We start from the raw sequence: 17397 nt of genomic DNA on the forward strand, positions 1-17397 counted from the left end.
TTAGATTTAAGCTTCGCCAATTAAATACTTTTTGGTTTAGACACAATATGTAGCTAATATTTAAAAAAAAGAGGATTTTAAATAAAGAATACTAAAAATATGCCTTCAACTTTAAGGAATCCTCTAAGATTAGGTTTGCGGCAGGAAAGAGTTATATCTCCACAATGTTTAGTAATTTTTGGCGCTAGTGGAGACCTTACTCATAGAAAATTAATACCAGCCTTATTTGAACTCTATTTGCAAAGAAGAATTCCTAGTGAATTTGGAATAGTTGGTTGTGCGAGAAGACCTTGGACTGATAATGATTTTAGAGAAAAGATGAAAGTAAAGTTATCAAATCAAATATATGGTAAAGAAAGGGAGTGGGATCAATTTTCTAATTATCTTTTCTATGAACCAGTTGACCTACAACAAAGTGATCATGTCGTAAGGCTTTCTAGAAGATTAAATGAAATTGATAAAACACAAGCTACTCATGGGAATAGAACATTTTATTTATCAGTATCTCCAAATTTCTATGCAAGTGGATGTAAAGCTCTTAAAGGGGCTGGTCTTTTAGAAGACCCTAAGAAAAGTCGTTTAGTAATTGAAAAACCTTTTGGAAGAGATTATTCAAGTGCAAAAAAATTGAATAAGATCGTTCAAAGTTGCGCTGAAGAAAGTCAGATTTATAGGATTGATCATTATTTAGGTAAAGAGACGGTTCAGAATATTCTTGTTTTGAGGTTTGCTAACACTATCTTTGAACCAATCTGGAATAGGAATTATATATCAAGTGTTCAAATTACTTCATCTGAAACAGTTGGTGTTGAAGATAGAGCAGGTTATTACGAAAGCTCTGGTGCTTTACGGGATATGCTTCAAAATCATATGACTCAAATGCTTGCAGTTACTGCAATGGAACCTCCCGGAAAATTTGAACCAGAAGCAATAAGAAATGAAAAAGCTAAGGTTCTTCAAGCTTCAAAACTTGCTGACGAAAATGAACCGTGGAATTGTTGTATAAGAGGTCAATATGGAGAGGGAGGGAATATTTCAAATCGACTCAAAGGATATAGGCAGGAAGATGGTGTTAATAGTAATAGCACAACAGAAACTTATATTGCGACAAAAGTTTTCGTGGATAACTGGCGTTGGCAAGGGGTTCCTTTTTATTTGAGAACAGGTAAAAGACTTCCTAAAAGATTGGGAGAAATAGTCTTGACTTTTAAAGATGTTCCTGTTCATTTATTTGAATCAACAATAATAAATCCTGCCCCAAATCAACTTATCCTTAGAATTCAGCCAAATGAAGGTGCTACTTTCAAATTTGAGGTAAAATCTCCTGGTTCTGGAATGAAATCAAGACCTGTTGAGATGGAATTCTCTTATGATGAATCGTTTGGAGAACCCTCTGATGAAGGCTATGTAAGATTATTAGCTGATGCGATGCTTTCTGACCCAACCTTATTTACTCGAAGTGATGAAGTTGAGGCAGCCTGGAAACTGTATACGCCATTAATTGAATTGATGGATAATTCTCCTTGGAAGTTACCTATTTATAATTATGAATCTATGACGTGGGGTCCTCCAGAATCTGATCAATTAATTTCAAAAGATAATATTTTCTGGCGTAGACCTTAACAATGAAACCTCAACTAACACTCCAAACCCCTTTAGAGCTGCCTTATCAGGAAATTTCTAACTACCTTAATAAATTATGGATTTCAGAAGATAAAGATAATAGTGGAGCTAATACTTTTACATTAATGGTCTGGCAGCCTGCTTGGCTAGAACAATGTTTGGTTCAAAAAGGATTAGTAAATGGACCAATTACTGGAAATTTAAGTCCAGAGATAATTGAAGTTGCTAAAAAATTTATATTAGATCAAGGACTTCCTATCACTACTTCGCTCAATAGTGAAGAATTATTGAATTTGTTAAAGGAAAATTTATCTAATAAAGATTTTGAAGATTTAAGAGGACAATTTTTTGAATCATCAATAAGTACATTGAATCCAAGAAGATTAATAACTCTAGCGCCAACATTAAATAAAAATTCAGATGTCAAAACTTTTGTATCCGCCTACTGTCCTTTAAGTGATATGCCAGCTATGCAAACTATATGTGGGGATTTAGTTGTTATTAGGGGGGACTCGGCTTCAATATCTAATAAAGGATTAAAAATAATTGATGAATTATCTATTGCTGAATTACCTTCATGGTTGTGGTGGAATGGAAGCTTGGATGAATCGCCTGAAATCTTCGAGTATTTCACTAATTCTGGCCAAAGGTTAATAATTGATACTGCTCTTGGATCGCCTGCAAGATGTTTAAAAGTTTTAGATCAATTAAATAAGTCCAATAAAGCTATTAATGATTTGAATTGGGTTAGATTGAAAAATTGGAGGGAATCATTGGCAATGATTTTTGATCCGCCTTCGAGGAGACCAATTTTAGATCATATTACTGATATTGACATTGATATTGCAGGAGATCATATGATTCAAGCTTTGTTTTTGATTTCATGGATTAGCGATAAACTTGGTTGGTCTTTCCTAAGAGTTGAAAGGGATACCGACTCAACAAAAATAGAGTTTGAAAGAATTAATGGCGAAAAAATTTCTGCAACAATTAATCCCTTATCTTTGGGAAATCCAAGTATTCATTTAGGACAAGTTATTGGATTGAGGCTGATTTCAAAAATTAGTGAGGTTCAAAAAAATAACACTTGTGTAATACTTGGCTGTGAATCAGTGGAATGCATGAGACTTGAAGCAGGGGGAATGGCAAATATGGAATTAATAGAACAAGTTGTTCCAAATTCTTTTTCTACATCAGAGTATGATGTTAGTAAATTATTGGGAAGTAGTAGAGGAAATACAAGTCCTCTTTTTGAAAATTCTATTAAAATAGCCCTTCAAATATTTAATGGTTTTAAAAACTAATAGATGCCTTGTGTAATATCTTCTCCTTCAACTGATAGTGGAAAAACTACTTTATCTCTTTTGCTATCTTGTTGGGCGTTCTCAAAAGGTATAAAGATACAAACTTTCAAAGTTGGCCCAGATTATCTTGATCAACAACAACTTAGTTCGATTGGCCAGCCTATTTGTAGAAATTTAGATATTTTTTTAAGTGGTGAGGAATGGGTTCAAGAAAGTTTTTTTAAACATTCTTTGAAATATGAATTCTCATTAATTGAAGGAGCGATGGGTCTATTTGATGGATTAGGTCCAACAACTTATTCCAGCACAGCAAATATCTCTAAACTTCTCAATGCTCCAATAATTTTTATTGTTAATGCTAGAGGTCAAGTAGCTTCTCTTTTAGCGACAATTAGAGGTTTTAGAGATTTCGATAGTGAGTTGTCAATAGTAGGAATTATATTTAACAACGTTAATTCAGATAGACATAAAAAATTAATAAAAGAAGTTTTTAAAAATGAAGACTTCGAAATTCTTGGTTTTTTACCATCTGATTCAAAAATAACTTTAAACAAAGCTAATTTAGGTTTAATATCTCCAATCGATAATGGAAAAGAAATTGATGTTGAATACTTTGCGAATTTTGCCGAAAGAAATCTTGATGTATTTTCCCTTATTAAATTCCTGAAATCTCCTCAAAAGAAAATATTAAATTCTGTTAATTTTAAAGATTTTAAAATTGATAAAACTAAACCTATCGCAATTGCAGAAGATAAAATCTTTCATTTTCAATACCCTGAAACTAAGGAGTTTTTGAGTGAAATAGGCATACCATTGATTTCATGGAGTATTTATGATGATGAAGAAATACCTAATGAGGCTTCTTCTTTAATTATTCCTGGGGGGTTTCCTGAAAAATATGCTGATCATATAAGTAACTCTACAAAAAGCTTAAATTCGTTAAGGAAATTCCGCAAAAATGGATTTATATATGCAGAGTGCGGAGGGATGATGATTTTAGGAGACTTTATAAAAGATGAAAATGGTAATAATCATAAAATGAGTGGCATACTCCCTTTTAGATCAAAGAAAAGTAAACTTTCAGTAGGTTATAGATACATTCAGGGTTTAAAAGATACTCCGATGATTAAACGAAATCAATTAATTAGAGGACATGAATTTCATTATTGGGAAATTGAAAATAATTTATCTGAACCTGATTTTGGAAAAGCTGAGCATCAAAAGAAACTTTCTTCCCCATGGAAAATTAAATCTTGGAAAACCGAATACAAAAATGAAGGCTTTTTTGATGAAAAATTACATGCAAGTTGGATTCACTTACATTTGCCAAGTTCTCCAGAACTCGCAAAAAACTTTATAGATACCACCCAAATTACTTTTTCAAAGCATTCTTAATTTGTTATCAAATCAAATATTTTGAGAGGTGAACCTAAAAAAAACATTCCAGGCAAAGTGATTAATGGTCCTAAAAAACTCCCCACCAAGACCTCAATTTTTGTATGACCCAGGGTTTCTTTTAACAGTAATTCAGATTGAGGTTCTAATTTTTTTGATAGTTTATTAATTTCTGCAGCTTGAATTCCAGCTGATTTTCGAACACCACTAGCGTCATACATAATTATAAGTGCTACCGCAACTGATAATGCGAATATTGAGCTATCAAATCCTAATTCATAACCTATACCAGATGTAGCACCAGTTATTAAGGCGGAATGACTTGAGGGCATACCACCCGTCTCGAACATAATCCCAAATCTTATCTCTCCAGTTGAAAGGAAATTGAATACAATTTTAAAAAATTGAGCTAGCAAACAGGATAATAGGCTCCAGAAAAGAACTGAATTATTAAAAAAAGAAAAAAAATCAGACATAAATTAAAAATAATTATCTGTCTCTATTTGTAATAAAGTCGGCTAATGATATTAAATACTTTGCATCTGCACCCCAAGGTTGTATTGCTTTTTTTGCTTTTTCAACTAAATCAAATGCTCTTTTCTTTGACTCCTCCATTCCAAGTAATTTAGGGTAAGTAGTTTTGTCAGCTAAAAGATCTTTGCCGGCAGTTTTCCCAAGCTTTTCACTGCTGGAAGTTAAATCAAGAATATCATCTATTATTTGGAAGGCTAAACCAATTCCCTCTGCATATGTAGTCAGAGCTTGTAATAGTTTTTCGTTAGCTCCTGCGATCATCGCGCCTGTTCTTACGCAGGCCTTTAATAAAGCCCCAGTCTTGTGAAGATGAATATATTCGAGAGTTTCAAGGTCGACTTCTTTACCTTCGCATTCCAAATCAACAACTTGTCCCCCTACTAGGCCTGGTGCACCAGCAACTAGGGATAATTCTCCAACTACATTTAATAATCTATTTGGATCGACTCCAGGGCTTCTTAAAGAGACCATTTCAAAGGCCCTTGTTAATAAAGCGTCGCCTGCAAGAATAGCTATTGCATCTCCGTATACTTTATGATTTGTCGGCCTACCTCTCCTCAAGTCATCATTATCCATGGCGGGTAGATCATCATGAATCAAGGACATTGTATGGATCATTTCTATTGCTACCGCAGTAGGAACTGCAAGAGATGGTTCTCCTCCAGCCAGTGAGCAAGATGCTAAACATAAAATTGGACGTATTCTTTTCCCTCCAGCTAAGAGGGAATATCTCATTGACTCTCTCAATATTTCTGGATTCTCAGGGCCCAAGGAAAAATCAAGTGCTTCTTCTACAACTTTTTTAGTGTTTTTAAGATATTTTTCAAAATCAGAAATGCTATTTATAACTTCAGTCATTTTATACCTTCAGTAAAAAAAAAATCATCTTGGAGTTTATGGCAAAAGGTCATTAAGTGTTGATGATAAACCAAATTGTTTTTGCCAGCTAAAAATAGTATTTACAAGTAACATTGTTACTGTCATTGGTCCAACTCCTCCTGGTACAGGTGTGTAAGCAAAAACTTTAGAAATTACATCTTCTAATAATACATCGCCGCATAATCTAGTTTTATTTTTATCTAAACTTTTTAATCTATGTATCCCAACATCAATAATTATTGCTCCTTCTTTCACAAAACTGGAATCTACAAGATTGGGTTTTCCTGCAGCCGCAATTAGAATGTCGGCTTCTTTACAAACTTTATTCAAATTTAATGTTTTAGAGTGAGTAATTGTTACCGTGCTATTTAGATTCAATAACATAAGTGATAGGGGTTTCCCAACAAGCAAACTTCTTCCTATGACAACAATTTTCTTCCCTTCAATTGCAATATTTTGGGATCTCAATAAATTAATAATTCCTGCTGGCGTGCATGATCTCATCGCAGGCTCATTTTTCACTAGTTTGCCGATGTTTACCTCATTTAGTCCATCTACATCTTTGCTTGGATTAATATGGCTGATCAGTTTTTGCTCGTCAAACTTCTTTGGGATGGGAAGTTGTAGTAACATGCCATCAATATCCTTATCAGAATTAAGTTTGATTATTAATTGTTCAACTTCTTTTTGCTCTACATTATCTTTTAGATGAAAGATAAAGCTCTTTATTCCAATCCTTGAACATGCTTTTTCCTTATTATTAACGTAAACACCACTTGCAGGGTCTTCACCTATCCTTATTACAGCTAAACCGGGAGCTCTTTTTGCAATTTTTTTATTACTGGAGATATAATCAGTTAATCTTTCTTCGATTTCAAGAGATAATTTTTTACCGTCTAATTTTAATGACATTTAGAAAAACATCTCCTTTTTACCCCTAGCATGCCTATAATTTTAAATTATTCAAATAGATTTATCTATATTCTGTGCAAAACATCACAACTATCTTAAAGAAATTGCTTTATCTGTGGAGGCGAAGTCAAGTTCCAGTAAAACAACCAATTAAAATTTCAAGGATAGATAATCTCATAATTTTTTTAGTATGCATTTTAATTTCAGTAATTTCTTCTTATAAATTACTTCTTATCTCGCCTTTAAATTCTGCAGATATTTTTTCTTGGTTTTGGACCTTTACTGAAATACTTATTAGTTGCGAAGTTTTGATATTAGTTTCAAAAAAAGAAAATCCTACAATTTCTTCAAGACAGATCTTCTTGATCATTAACCTTCTTTTAGCAGTACAAGTTACGAAATTAGCCTTAGCTTCAACCATAAGTCCATTATCTATGATAATTCCACCGGCATTAATAATATCTCAAGGAATGGGAAGCATAACATCTTTAGCTTGGGTATCAATAGCGAGTCTTATTTGGCCTGAACCAGAAATTATTATCAATAACAATTTATTTTTTATTTTATTAGTTTGTGCTTCAATAGTATCTCTTCTTGGAGGAAGAATAAGAAGTAGAGCTCAGTTACTTCAACTATCCATTTTTGTTCCCATTGGATCGTTATTGAGTCAATGGATATTTATAGGTAAAGATAAAATATCTTTTTTTAATAAGCAAGATTTTGTTTTAGCAAATGGGGATATATTTTCTGATTCCTTGCTATTGGCAATAGCTATGCTTTTTACAATCTTATTTATGCCCATTTTTGAATCGATATTCGGATTATTAACCAAAGCAAGATTACTCGAATTGGCTGATAAGGAGAAACCTCTAATTAGAAGATTGTCTCTAGAAGCTCCTGGCACTTTTGAACATACCTTACTTATATGTGGTTTAGCGGAGGAAGCAACAAGAATGATTGGTGGAGATATTGATCTAATTAAAACTGGAGCTTTATATCATGATGTTGGCAAATTACATGCACCTAATTGGTTTATTGAAAATCAGGATGGTTCAAAAAATCCTCATGACGAATTAGATGATCCGATTAAAAGTGCAGAAGTATTACAAGCTCACGTTGATGAAGGATTGAAATTTGCAAGAAAAAATAGACTACCTAAATTGATAGCTAATTTTATTCCTGAACATCAAGGTACCCTTAAAATGGGATATTTTTTTCAAAAAGCTAAAGAAAAAAATCTAAACATTAATGAATATTATTTTAGATACAAAGGTCCTATTCCTCAGTCTAAAGAAACAGCTATTTTAATGCTTGCCGATGGATGTGAAGCAGCACTAAGAGCTATGAATATTAATGCATCTGATAAAGAAGCTTTGAAAACAATTTCTAATATTATCTACTCACGTAAAAAAGATGGGCAATTAGATGATAGTAATTTATCGAAAGGTGAAATTTTTCTAATAAAAAGGTCATTCTTGAATGTGTGGAAAAGAATTAGACACAGAAGAATTCAGTATCCAACTAACAAGAATAATACTTTTTCTTAATTTTCAATTTATAACCTAATACTTCTTCGATGTTTTGGATTACACCAATAAAGAAGAGCTAACGTACTTAATAATGTTGTTATCAGAGTAAACCCACCAACTCCATAAATGTCTTTAAGAGTTATGAGCCTTACAACTGAATAAGGACCCATACCAGAAATTACCATTGATAAAGATACCAAAGTTAAAGTTACTCCCCATTTTCTCTCTGCTAAAAGAGCTGCTGAAGAAACTATTCCAACAATTGCAGCAGGCCATCCAAGACTTATGGCGAGAGTTATATTCGCAACTTTTAGTGGAGGCCCATAACTTATTATTAACGCGATTATTGGAAGTGCAATTATGTTGCCGATTAAGCCAACCCACGAAAGTGCCCAATATCCAAATACCCTTTCTCTCATTATTTACTGCTTTAACTATTAATTTAATCTACATTATTAAGAGACTATTTTTAATGCTACTTAATAATGCTAAGAAAATTATTTAATTTGCAGGATTAGATAGAAATTTATTATCAGAATTCTCTAAATTATCAAATTGTGGATGAATTGAATTTTTTTTCTCAGAAAATACAAGTCTATTTAAAGCATTTACGTAAGCATTCGCTGCAGCAACTACAACATCTGTATCAGCAGAATGACCAGAATATATTTTATTATCTCTTCTTATTCTTATTGTTACTTCGCCCAAAGCATCAATTCCTTCTGTTACCGACTTAACAGAAAATTCAATTAATTCATTAGGAACTTTAGCTAATTTATTTAAAGCCTCGCATACAGCATCTACGGGTCCAGTGCCTATTGATACAGCAGTATCCTCACTATTATCTTCTGTGTTTAGAAGCGAAATGGTGGCAGTAGGTTTTGAGGCGTTACCACAACTTACTTGTACAAGACTTAATTGAAATTTAGCTTCTGGGAGCTGTACTTGTTCACTAACAATTGCTTCTAAGTCTCTATCAGTAATTTCTCTTTTCCTGTCAGCTAAATCCTTAAAACGTGCAAAAGCATCATTTAAATCTTCTCGGCTTAAGTCATAGCCCATTTCTTCTAGTCTTGCTCTTACTGCACTTCTTCCACTTAGTTTCCCTAAGGATATTTTGTTGTCACTCAAACCAACAGTTTTTGCATCGATAATTTCGTAAGTTAGTCTATTTTTTAAAACCCCATCCTGATGAATTCCTGATTCATGTGCGAAAGCGTTAGCTCCCACAATTGCTTTATTAGGTTGTACAGTCATTCCAGTTAGGTTAGAAACAAGTCTAGAGGTTTTTGTTATTTCTTCTGTTCTTATAGCCGTAAGAGGAGTTGGGGAATCTGGATTTCTTTTGAAAAAACTATTAAAAAAACTTTTCCTAACATGAAGTGCCATTACTAATTCTTCTAGAGAGGCATTTCCGGCTCTTTCACCAATTCCATTGATCGTACATTCAAGTTGTCTTGCGCCATTTTTTACTGCCTCAAGAAAATTGGCTACTGCTAAACCTAAATCATTATGACCATGAACCGAGATTACTGCATCATCAATATTTGGAACATTTTTATTTATATCGGCAATTAGTTTGCCAAATTCACTAGGAGTAGTAAATCCAACAGTATCAGGGATATTTATTGTTGTCGCTCCTGCAGAAATTGCCAGTTGAATCACTTCGTATAAAAAATCAGGATCACTCCTTGAGGCATCTTCACAAGAAAACTCAATATCATCTACTAATGATTTTGCATAATTAACCATTTCTGGAACTATTTGAAGAACATCTTTTCTGGATTTTTTAAGTTTATGTTTAAGATGAATATCACTTGTTGCAATAAAAGTATGTATTCTTTTCTTGGGAGCTGGACTTACTGCTTCGAAACATGCTTTTATATCTCCTTTAGACGCTCTAGCTAAACCGCATATTATAGGACCATTTTCTTTCCCTACAGCATTAGCAATTTTATTAACAGCTTTAAAATCTCCTGAACTTGCGAAAGGGAATCCAGCTTCAATAACATCTACTCCTAATCTTGCTAATTGATGGGCGATAGCAAGTTTTTCTTCGAGATTTAAACTTGCACCAGGAGATTGCTCTCCATCTCGAAGAGTTGTATCAAATATTAAAATTCTTCCAGTATCTTTTGACATCAAAGGGAATATACTAAGCTTATATTAAGCTAATTAAAAAAATTTGACTAGATTTAGATCAATAAAAATTTGCTGAAAGTTTAAAACTTAAACAATATTGGTTAAAATTCTGAAAAAAAAATCAAATACTTAAATTTTTAAAGTATTCTTTTAAGATTAAAGCCTTCTTTTTGTAGAAAATAATTTCGATTTTTTATAGAACTTTAGGCATAAATTTAAAAAGTATGAATGGGCAATACTCTAAAAATAATCTTTTAGGCCAGCTAGCGATAGTTTTACATGCTCATCTTCCTTATGTCAGAAAAAATGAAAAAAACTCCTTAGAAGAGGATTGGTTATTTCAGGCGATTTTGGAATGTTATATACCACTACTTCAATCAATAGAATCTTCCAAAAATGAAAATCCTTTAAATACCAAACTTACTATTAGTTTGTCTCCAACATTATTATCACTTCTAAATAATAAAAAAATTCAAGAAACATTCCCAGGCTGGATTGAAACAAGAAAAGATTTCTTAAACGAACTGCCAAAAGAAGAAAAAAATGCCTCTAGATTTTTAATGAATAACCTTAATGACAAATACTTGTATTGGCAAAAATGTTCTGGAAATTTAATTGAGAAGTTTAGAGTTTTAAAAAACTCTGGAAATTTGGATATTCTTACTTGTGCTGCTACACACGGATATTTGCCCATTTTAAGGGAGAATCCAGAAACTGTTAAAGGACAAATCAATACAGCCATTAGGAACCATGAAAATATTTTTGGAACTAAGCCTTTTGGTATATGGTTACCTGAATGTGCATATTATGAGAATTTAGATGAAATACTATCTAATTCCGGAATTAGATACGCTATTTTAGATGGCCACGGTATTCTAAACGCTACACCAAGGCCTAGGTATGGTGTTTACGCTCCAATATGCTCGAAAAAAGGAGTGGCCTTCTTTGGAAGAGATAGTGAGTCAACATTGCCCGTTTGGTCTGCAAAAGATGGGTTCCCGGGAGACAAAGTTTATAGGGAATTTCATAAAGATTTGGGATGGGAATTACCTATCTCCAAACTCCAAAAGAAAGGTATCTCAACTAAAAGACCTTTGGGTTTGAAGTTTCATAAGATTACAGATGATAAGGCTCCATTAGGGGAAAAGGCGTTTTACTTAGATAAAGAAGCCAAAAAGAAAGTTGCAGAACATGCTGATTCTTATCTTCTCGCGAGATCCAAACAATTAGAAAAATTAACATTATCCTCTTCCTTTAAGCCCTTATTGGTAGCTCCATTTGATGCAGAGTTATTTGGTCATTGGTGGTATGAGGGACCTTTTTTTATTGAAAATATTTTAAAGAACTCTACTAAATATTCAATAAAGCTTACAAATTTAAAAGAATTCTTACTTCAAAAGCCAAATCTTCAGATTTGCGATCCATCACCATCAAGCTGGGGACAAGGAGGTTACCATAATTACTGGATTAATGATGCAAATGCATGGATTGTTCCAGAGATCACAAAAGCAGGCTCAACTTTCGTAGATTTATGCTCGAAAAATTTTAAAAATGAATTATCTCAAAGACTTTTTAAGCAAGCAGCTAGAGAATTACTTCTCTCTGAGTCATCTGATTGGAGTTTTATCCTAAGAGCCGGAACTACAACTGAGCTTGCAAAAGAAAGGATAGAAAGACATTTGTTCAGGTTCTGGAAAATAGTTGAAATGATTAAAAATCATTCCAATATTAATTTAAAATTTCTTGAAGATATTGAGGAAGAAGATAAAGTTTTCCCAGATATTAATATTGATGATTGGCGAAAATAAAAATTACTAATTTAACTTAAGCATTCCTAGTTTTACTTTTAGAGGTGAATTTATAAACATCTTAGTCATAACGTAAATTAGTTTTGGAAGTGGAAGTGTATTAGTAAGAAAACCTACCCATTCATTGGTCGATAATCTAAAGAAATTTGAGAAAAAGCTTCTTAATCTACTTTCGTCAAAACTCATCAGTCTTCTTAAACCATATTGGTAAAGTTTATGCCTTTGTATTAACTCGTAAGGCCATAGGATCTCCCAACCTTTTGTTGCCAGTTCAAGAGAACTGAGATTAGGTTCTTTTAAAAAGATCGCTAATTTTTTTGCAAGGAGCGGAGCTCTTCTTAATAAAGATCCGATCATGTATCCTGATGCAGGATGCACCATGCTTGCAGACCCTCCAAAACCAAGTACAAACTGTTTTTTAAATGGGAGGGGTAAATTCATTGGGAAAAGGCAATTCTCTTCATGAAAAATTTCACTTACCTGAATACCCTTATTATTTAATCTTTTAAAAAGTCTTTTTTTTAGATTTTCTTGGGATAAGGCAGGATAACTAGCTAATGATGTTTCTTCAACAAAAAAAGTTTCATTTCCAAGATCCATTGCATAAAGAAAGGAAGGAGATGATAACTTTTCTTCATTGTTTAAATGATTTGGACGAAAATCCATTAAAACAAACTGATCCTTATTAACTGGTGGCGATGAAAATTTACCGACAATCCCATACGCAGCTTGTTGAGCGACTTCATTTTGGAATGGTCTTTTTATGAAATTACTTTTATGACCACTTGCATCAATGACTAACCTCGCTTTTATTCTTCTACCTGAAAAACAAATCACCTCAGATAGTTTATTTTTCTCTTTAATATCTTTTGCTGTTTCATTGAACCATTCAATTCCGTTACACTTTTTTAAAAGTTCATTTTGAAAAGCTTCTTGATTTATCAAACCATAATCGTAATTATGTTTTGTAGGATTATCTCCTTTTATATTTTCGCCATTCCCAAAAAAACTAACTGTTTTGCACCACCGATGAGATAACAAAGACTCTAATCCTAATTCCTCTAATTCAGAAGCCCAAATACCATATGTATTCTCCCATCTTTCATTTGGAGATTTGGTTGATATACCCTTAATATTTAGATCTTGCTTTGCTAACTCTGAAGCCAAGCATAGTGCTGCAGGCCCAGAACCTAAAATTAGAATATCAAGTATTTCCATATTAACTAATAAATCATTGTCTTTTAATTTTCTACACCTTGGTTGAATTGGTCTGTTTCTTCTGTCTGTTCATGAGGAACTAATACAACTTCTGATAAATGATCACCCTCATCTAATCTTTGTAATTTTACTCCAGTAGCGGCTCTAGATTGCTGGGATATTTTATCTGCTTTTGTTCTAACTATCACGCCTTTTTCGGTCACAAAAAGTAATTCTTCTCCTTCTCCAAGGACCTTCAAACAAACTAATGCATCATCTTTAATCCTGAATTTTATCGCTCTCAAACCCATGCCTGCTCTTTTTTGTAATCTAAACTGAGTTACAGGTACTCTTTTGCCCAGTCCAAATGCACTGGCTATTAGTACCCAAGGACCCTCTGAAGAGTTAACTTCAAGATTTTCATCAGACTCTTTCGTGAGATCTTCACTTTTAGCTAATTGATCAACTAAATCAGATGTTAAAACATCCATAGATACAAGATTGTCTCCTTTCCTAAGGTTCATAGATTTAACCCCCCTTGCGGTCCTGCCTAGAGGCCTTAATTCGTTAATATCTAGTCTGAAATGAATCGCCATTCCCGTTCTTGATCCAATCAAAACACTGTCACCTTCTTTTGATAATCTAACCCAAGTTAAAGCATCTCCATCTTCAAGATTTATTCCTATTAATCCATTAGATCGGATTTTTGAGAAAGCAGAAAGTGAAGTTCTTTTTATAAATCCAGCCTTTGTAAGCATTAATAGATAACAATCGTTATTAAAAGAATCTACTGCAACTAACGAGGTTATCTTTTCTTCTCTTGGTATTGGGAGAAGTTGAACGGAAGGAGTACCTTTAGCTGTTCTGCTACTCATGGGAACTCTATATGCTGGCAAAGCATAAGATATCCCTCTATCACTAAAAAGCAAAAGAGTATCATGATCATTGCAGCTTATAAATAGTTTTACTTCATCATCTTCTTGCGTTTTTGTTCCCGCTTTACCTCTAGACCCACGACTTGTAGATTCGAATTCATTAACAGGCATTCTTTTTAAATAACCTGCTTCAGTCAATAAAACTACAGATCTGTCATTAGCTATAAGATCAATATCATCTAGACCACCGCCTAAATCAAGTATTTCTGTTTTTCTTGGAGAGGAAAATCTTTCATCGATTTTATTAAGTTCTTCAAGAATAATTTCAAAAATTCTTTCTTTACTATTTAATATTTGCTGATACAAGTTGATTTTTTTGGTTAACTCATCATGTTCCCCTTTAATTTTATCTGCTTCTAATGCTGTTAATCTTCTTAATTGCATTTGTAAAATGGCTTCTGCCTGTGTGGCAGATAACTCATGATCAGTTTGTAATTTTTCTCTGGCTGAAACTGTATCTTTTGCGGATCTAATTAGATTAATAATCTCATCCATAGAACCCAATGCTAATAAAAGACCTTTTATAATGTGATCCCTCTCTTCAGCCTTTTTTAATAAAAATCCTGTTCTTCGTCTAATTGTCTCCACTCTGAAGTCTAGAAAAACATCTAACATTTTTCTAAGTGAAAGTGTTGTGGGTTCTCCTTTTACTAAAGCAAGGATATTTGCACTAAAGTTATTTTGTAGAGGTGTTAACTTAAATAAATTATTTAAAACTACTTGTGGGTAGGCATCCCTTTTTAATTCAATAACAATCCTCATTCCGTCTCTATCACTTTCATCTCTAATATCAGAAATACCTTCCAATTTTTTTTCATTAACCAGATCAGCAATTCTTTCTATCAATGCCGCTTTATTAGTTTGAAATGGGAGCTCTGTAATTATTACTGCATCTTTTTCTGCTCTACCACTTGATTTAATTTGCTCAATATTTGCTACACCTCTCATAGTTATTGAACCCCTTCCTGTCTTGAAAGTTTCTCTGATACCATCTCTGCCTAAGATTTGACCACCTGTGGGGAAGTCAGGGCCCTTAATTATTTCAAAAAGTTCTCTATCTTCAATCGAAGGGTTATTAATGATTGATTTAAGGCCATTAATTAATTCCCCTAGGTTATGAGGTGGAATATTAGTTGCCATTCCTACTGCTATTCCAGATGATCCATTTAAAAGTAGTTGAGGAATCCTAGCAGGTAAAACTGTTGGTTCTTGCTGAGAACCGTCAAAATTATCGGCGAAATCTACAGTTTCAGATTCAATATCCTCTAATAAACTTTCATCTGTAAGAGACTGTAAACGAGATTCTGTATATCTCATCGCTGCTGGAGGGTCGTTATCAACAGAACCAAAGTTTCCATGGCCATCTATGAGTGGCATCCTCATAGAGAAGTCCTGAGCCATCCTAACCAAAGCATCATAAACAGCAGTATCGCCATGAGGGTGGTATTTACCTAGTACTTCTCCAACAACTCTTGCACATTTTCTGTATGGTCTACCGCTAGTTAAACCAAGTTCATACATTGCATAAAGAATTCTTCTATGAACAGGTTTTAATCCATCTCTTGCATCTGGAAGAGCACGACCAACTATAACGCTCATTGCATACTCAAGGTATGAGCGAGACATCTCATTTCTTAGGTCAGTTTGAATAATTCGGTCGTTATCTTCGCTTAATCCTGAGTTATCAGAATCTAAAATATCAGACATATTAAAATCCTTTCTTTAATAATAATCCCTGAATGTCATAATGAATAAAAAAAAATATTTATTTAATTCCCAAATACTTACATTTACACACAAATCAAAATAAAACCTGTTGTTTTTGAATAAACCTTGGCTTATTACCCCTTTAGTTGTTAATTTAATCAAAATAAAGAGAAAAATTCCGTGAATATTGAACTTGGTTTAAATAAAAAAGTCAGAAGGGCTTATGGCATTGATGAAATTGCTTTAGTCCCTGGAAATAGAACACTTGATTACGATTTGACTAATCCTTCTTGGTCAATAGGTGATATCAAAAGAGAAGTACCGATCATAGCTAGTGCCATGGACAGTGTTGTAGATGTCAATACGGCTGTAGAACTCACAAAATTAGGTTGCCTAGGGGTTATTAATATGGAAGGCATACAAACAAGATATGAAAATCCTGATGAAATATTGAACCAAATAGCATCAGTTGGGAAAAATGATTTTGTTCCGTTAATGCAGAAAATATACAGTGAACCCGTCAAAGAGGGATTGATTTTACATAGAATAAATGAGGTCAAAGAAAGAGGAGGTATTGCTGCTCTTAGTGGTACTCCTCAAGCTGCTATTAAGTTTAAAGAAACACTTAATAATTCCAAAATAGATTTATTTTTTCTTCAAGGAACAGTTGTTTCAACTGAACATCTCGGTAAGGAAGGTAAGGAAACCTTAAATATTAAAGATCTTTGCCAATCTATGAATATCCCAGTTGTAGCGGGAAATTGTGTTACTTACGAAGTTGCAAAACTTCTCATGGAAGCTGGAGTTGCAGGATTAATGGTTGGGATAGGGCCTGGAGCAGCATGTACATCAAGAGGCGTATTGGGAATTGGAATCCCTCAAGCAACTGCAATAGCTGATTGTAGTGCGGCAAGAAATGATTACTTTAAAGAAAGCGGTCGTTATATTCCTATTATTGGTGATGGAGGAATTGTAACGGGCGGAGATATCTGTAAATGTTTAGCATGTGGAGCAGATGCTGTAATGATTGGATCCCCAATAGCTAAATCCTCAAACGCTCCAGGTAAAGGATTTCACTGGGGTATGGCTACCCCAAGTCCAATATTGCCAAGGGGCACAAGAATTGAAGTTGGTTCCACAGGATCCTTAGAAAGAATAATTAAAGGCCCTGCTTTACTTGATGATGGGACGCACAACTTATTAGGGGCTATTAGAACCTCAATGAGTACTCTTGGGGCAAAAAATATTAAAGAAATGCAAGAAGTTGAAATAGTTATCGCACCATCGCTTCTTACAGAGGGTAAGGTTTATCAAAAAGCTCAGCAGCTTGGGATGGGTAAGTAGTTCATCTAGAGCAAAATCATAAAACCTTAGTTAATTAAGTATTAAATTGAAAAAATTTCTAATTAAGAGTTATTATGAAATGATGGGG

At 33.5% G+C, this 17397-nt stretch carries 13 protein-coding genes; 6 read left to right on the plus strand and 7 right to left on the minus strand.

Features of this window, described 5'->3' with window-relative positions:
- The first annotated feature begins 99 nt into the window (after positions 1-99).
- From zwf to BS621_RS08225, 3 genes are read left to right on the plus strand one after another with little or no spacing between them, the layout of a single operon-like run.
- Positions 100-1623: a glucose-6-phosphate dehydrogenase gene (gene zwf, locus BS621_RS08215; protein WP_077142474.1), complete on the plus strand. Its 1524-nt coding sequence runs from the start codon at positions 100-102 to the stop codon at positions 1621-1623.
- 2 nt (positions 1624-1625) lie between these two features.
- Complete coding sequence (locus tag BS621_RS08220; protein WP_077142475.1) at positions 1626-2927, plus strand: glucose-6-phosphate dehydrogenase assembly protein OpcA; 1302 nt, start codon at positions 1626-1628, stop codon at positions 2925-2927.
- A gap of 3 nt (positions 2928-2930) precedes the next feature.
- Positions 2931-4322, plus strand: coding sequence for a cobyrinate a,c-diamide synthase (locus tag BS621_RS08225; protein WP_077142476.1), 1392 nt, complete (start codon positions 2931-2933; stop codon positions 4320-4322).
- Here the strand turns inward: BS621_RS08225 and BS621_RS08230 are convergent.
- From BS621_RS08230 to folD, 3 genes are read right to left on the minus strand one after another with little or no spacing between them, the layout of a single operon-like run.
- Complete coding sequence (locus BS621_RS08230; RefSeq protein ID WP_077142477.1) at positions 4319-4798, minus strand: divergent PAP2 family protein; 480 nt, start codon at positions 4796-4798, stop codon at positions 4319-4321. The genes BS621_RS08225 and BS621_RS08230 overlap by 4 nt on opposite strands.
- 13 nt (positions 4799-4811) lie before the next feature.
- The gene (crtE, locus tag BS621_RS08235) at positions 4812-5714 is read right to left on the minus strand and encodes a geranylgeranyl diphosphate synthase CrtE (RefSeq protein ID WP_077142478.1); all 903 of its coding nucleotides are present in this window, start codon (positions 5712-5714) and stop codon (positions 4812-4814) included.
- 36 nt (positions 5715-5750) lie between these two features.
- Positions 5751-6647 (minus strand): bifunctional methylenetetrahydrofolate dehydrogenase/methenyltetrahydrofolate cyclohydrolase FolD, encoded by an 897-nt coding sequence (gene folD / locus BS621_RS08240; RefSeq protein ID WP_077142479.1) that lies wholly within the window; start codon positions 6645-6647, stop codon positions 5751-5753.
- A 74-nt stretch (positions 6648-6721) separates the two neighbouring features.
- Between folD and BS621_RS08245 the strand changes: the two genes are divergently transcribed.
- Positions 6722-8194, plus strand: a complete 1473-nt coding sequence (locus BS621_RS08245; RefSeq protein WP_077142480.1) for an HDIG domain-containing metalloprotein — start codon at positions 6722-6724, stop codon at positions 8192-8194.
- Positions 8195-8202: 8 nt separating this feature from the next.
- On the opposite strand, the gene BS621_RS08250 is transcribed toward BS621_RS08245, so the two are convergent.
- Both BS621_RS08250 and BS621_RS08255 read right to left on the minus strand, forming a co-directional pair.
- Positions 8203-8595: a hypothetical protein gene (locus tag BS621_RS08250; protein ID WP_077142481.1), complete on the minus strand. Its 393-nt coding sequence runs from the start codon at positions 8593-8595 to the stop codon at positions 8203-8205.
- 82 nt (positions 8596-8677) lie between these two features.
- Positions 8678-10318, minus strand: coding sequence for a 2-isopropylmalate synthase (locus BS621_RS08255; protein ID WP_077142482.1), 1641 nt, complete (start codon positions 10316-10318; stop codon positions 8678-8680).
- Positions 10319-10542: 224 nt separating this feature from the next.
- Between BS621_RS08255 and BS621_RS08260 the strand changes: the two genes are divergently transcribed.
- Complete coding sequence (locus tag BS621_RS08260; RefSeq protein WP_077142483.1) at positions 10543-12126, plus strand: glycoside hydrolase family 57 protein; 1584 nt, start codon at positions 10543-10545, stop codon at positions 12124-12126.
- Positions 12127-12132: 6 nt separating this feature from the next.
- On the opposite strand, the gene crtL is transcribed toward BS621_RS08260, so the two are convergent.
- Entirely contained in the window at positions 12133-13344 is a 1212-nt protein-coding gene (gene crtL, locus BS621_RS08265) for a lycopene beta cyclase (protein WP_077142484.1), read from the minus strand.
- Between the two features lie 23 nt (positions 13345-13367).
- A complete protein-coding gene (gene gyrA, locus BS621_RS08270) occupies positions 13368-15965 on the minus strand; it encodes a DNA gyrase subunit A (RefSeq protein ID WP_077142485.1) in 2598 nt (865 codons plus the stop codon).
- Between the two features lie 180 nt (positions 15966-16145).
- Here gyrA and BS621_RS08275 point away from each other — a divergent pair, with 180 nt between their 5' ends.
- The gene (locus BS621_RS08275; RefSeq protein ID WP_077142486.1) at positions 16146-17309 is read left to right on the plus strand and encodes a GuaB3 family IMP dehydrogenase-related protein; all 1164 of its coding nucleotides are present in this window, start codon (positions 16146-16148) and stop codon (positions 17307-17309) included.
- Positions 17310-17397: the final 88 nt, after the last annotated feature.

It is taken from the genome of Prochlorococcus sp. RS04, assembly GCF_001989455.1.
Lineage (GTDB): Bacteria > Cyanobacteriota > Cyanobacteriia > PCC-6307 > Cyanobiaceae > Prochlorococcus_A.

Coding starts and splice junctions, on each gene's coding strand:
- BS621_RS08230 (WP_077142477.1), bottom strand. CDS start 4,798: ATGTCTGATTTTTTTTCTTTTTTTAATAATTCAGTTCTTTTCTGGAGC.
- BS621_RS08260 (WP_077142483.1), top strand. CDS start 10,543: ATGAATGGGCAATACTCTAAAAATAATCTTTTAGGCCAGCTAGCGATA.
- folD (WP_077142479.1), bottom strand. CDS start 6,647: ATGTCATTAAAATTAGACGGTAAAAAATTATCTCTTGAAATCGAAGAA.
- crtL (WP_077142484.1), bottom strand. CDS start 13,344: ATGGAAATACTTGATATTCTAATTTTAGGTTCTGGGCCTGCAGCACTA.
- gyrA (WP_077142485.1), bottom strand. CDS start 15,965: ATGTCTGATATTTTAGATTCTGATAACTCAGGATTAAGCGAAGATAAC.
- crtE (WP_077142478.1), bottom strand. CDS start 5,714: ATGACTGAAGTTATAAATAGCATTTCTGATTTTGAAAAATATCTTAAA.
- BS621_RS08225 (WP_077142476.1), top strand. CDS start 2,931: ATGCCTTGTGTAATATCTTCTCCTTCAACTGATAGTGGAAAAACTACT.
- BS621_RS08250 (WP_077142481.1), bottom strand. CDS start 8,595: ATGAGAGAAAGGGTATTTGGATATTGGGCACTTTCGTGGGTTGGCTTA.
- BS621_RS08220 (WP_077142475.1), top strand. CDS start 1,626: ATGAAACCTCAACTAACACTCCAAACCCCTTTAGAGCTGCCTTATCAG.
- zwf (WP_077142474.1), top strand. CDS start 100: ATGCCTTCAACTTTAAGGAATCCTCTAAGATTAGGTTTGCGGCAGGAA.
- BS621_RS08255 (WP_077142482.1), bottom strand. CDS start 10,318: ATGTCAAAAGATACTGGAAGAATTTTAATATTTGATACAACTCTTCGA.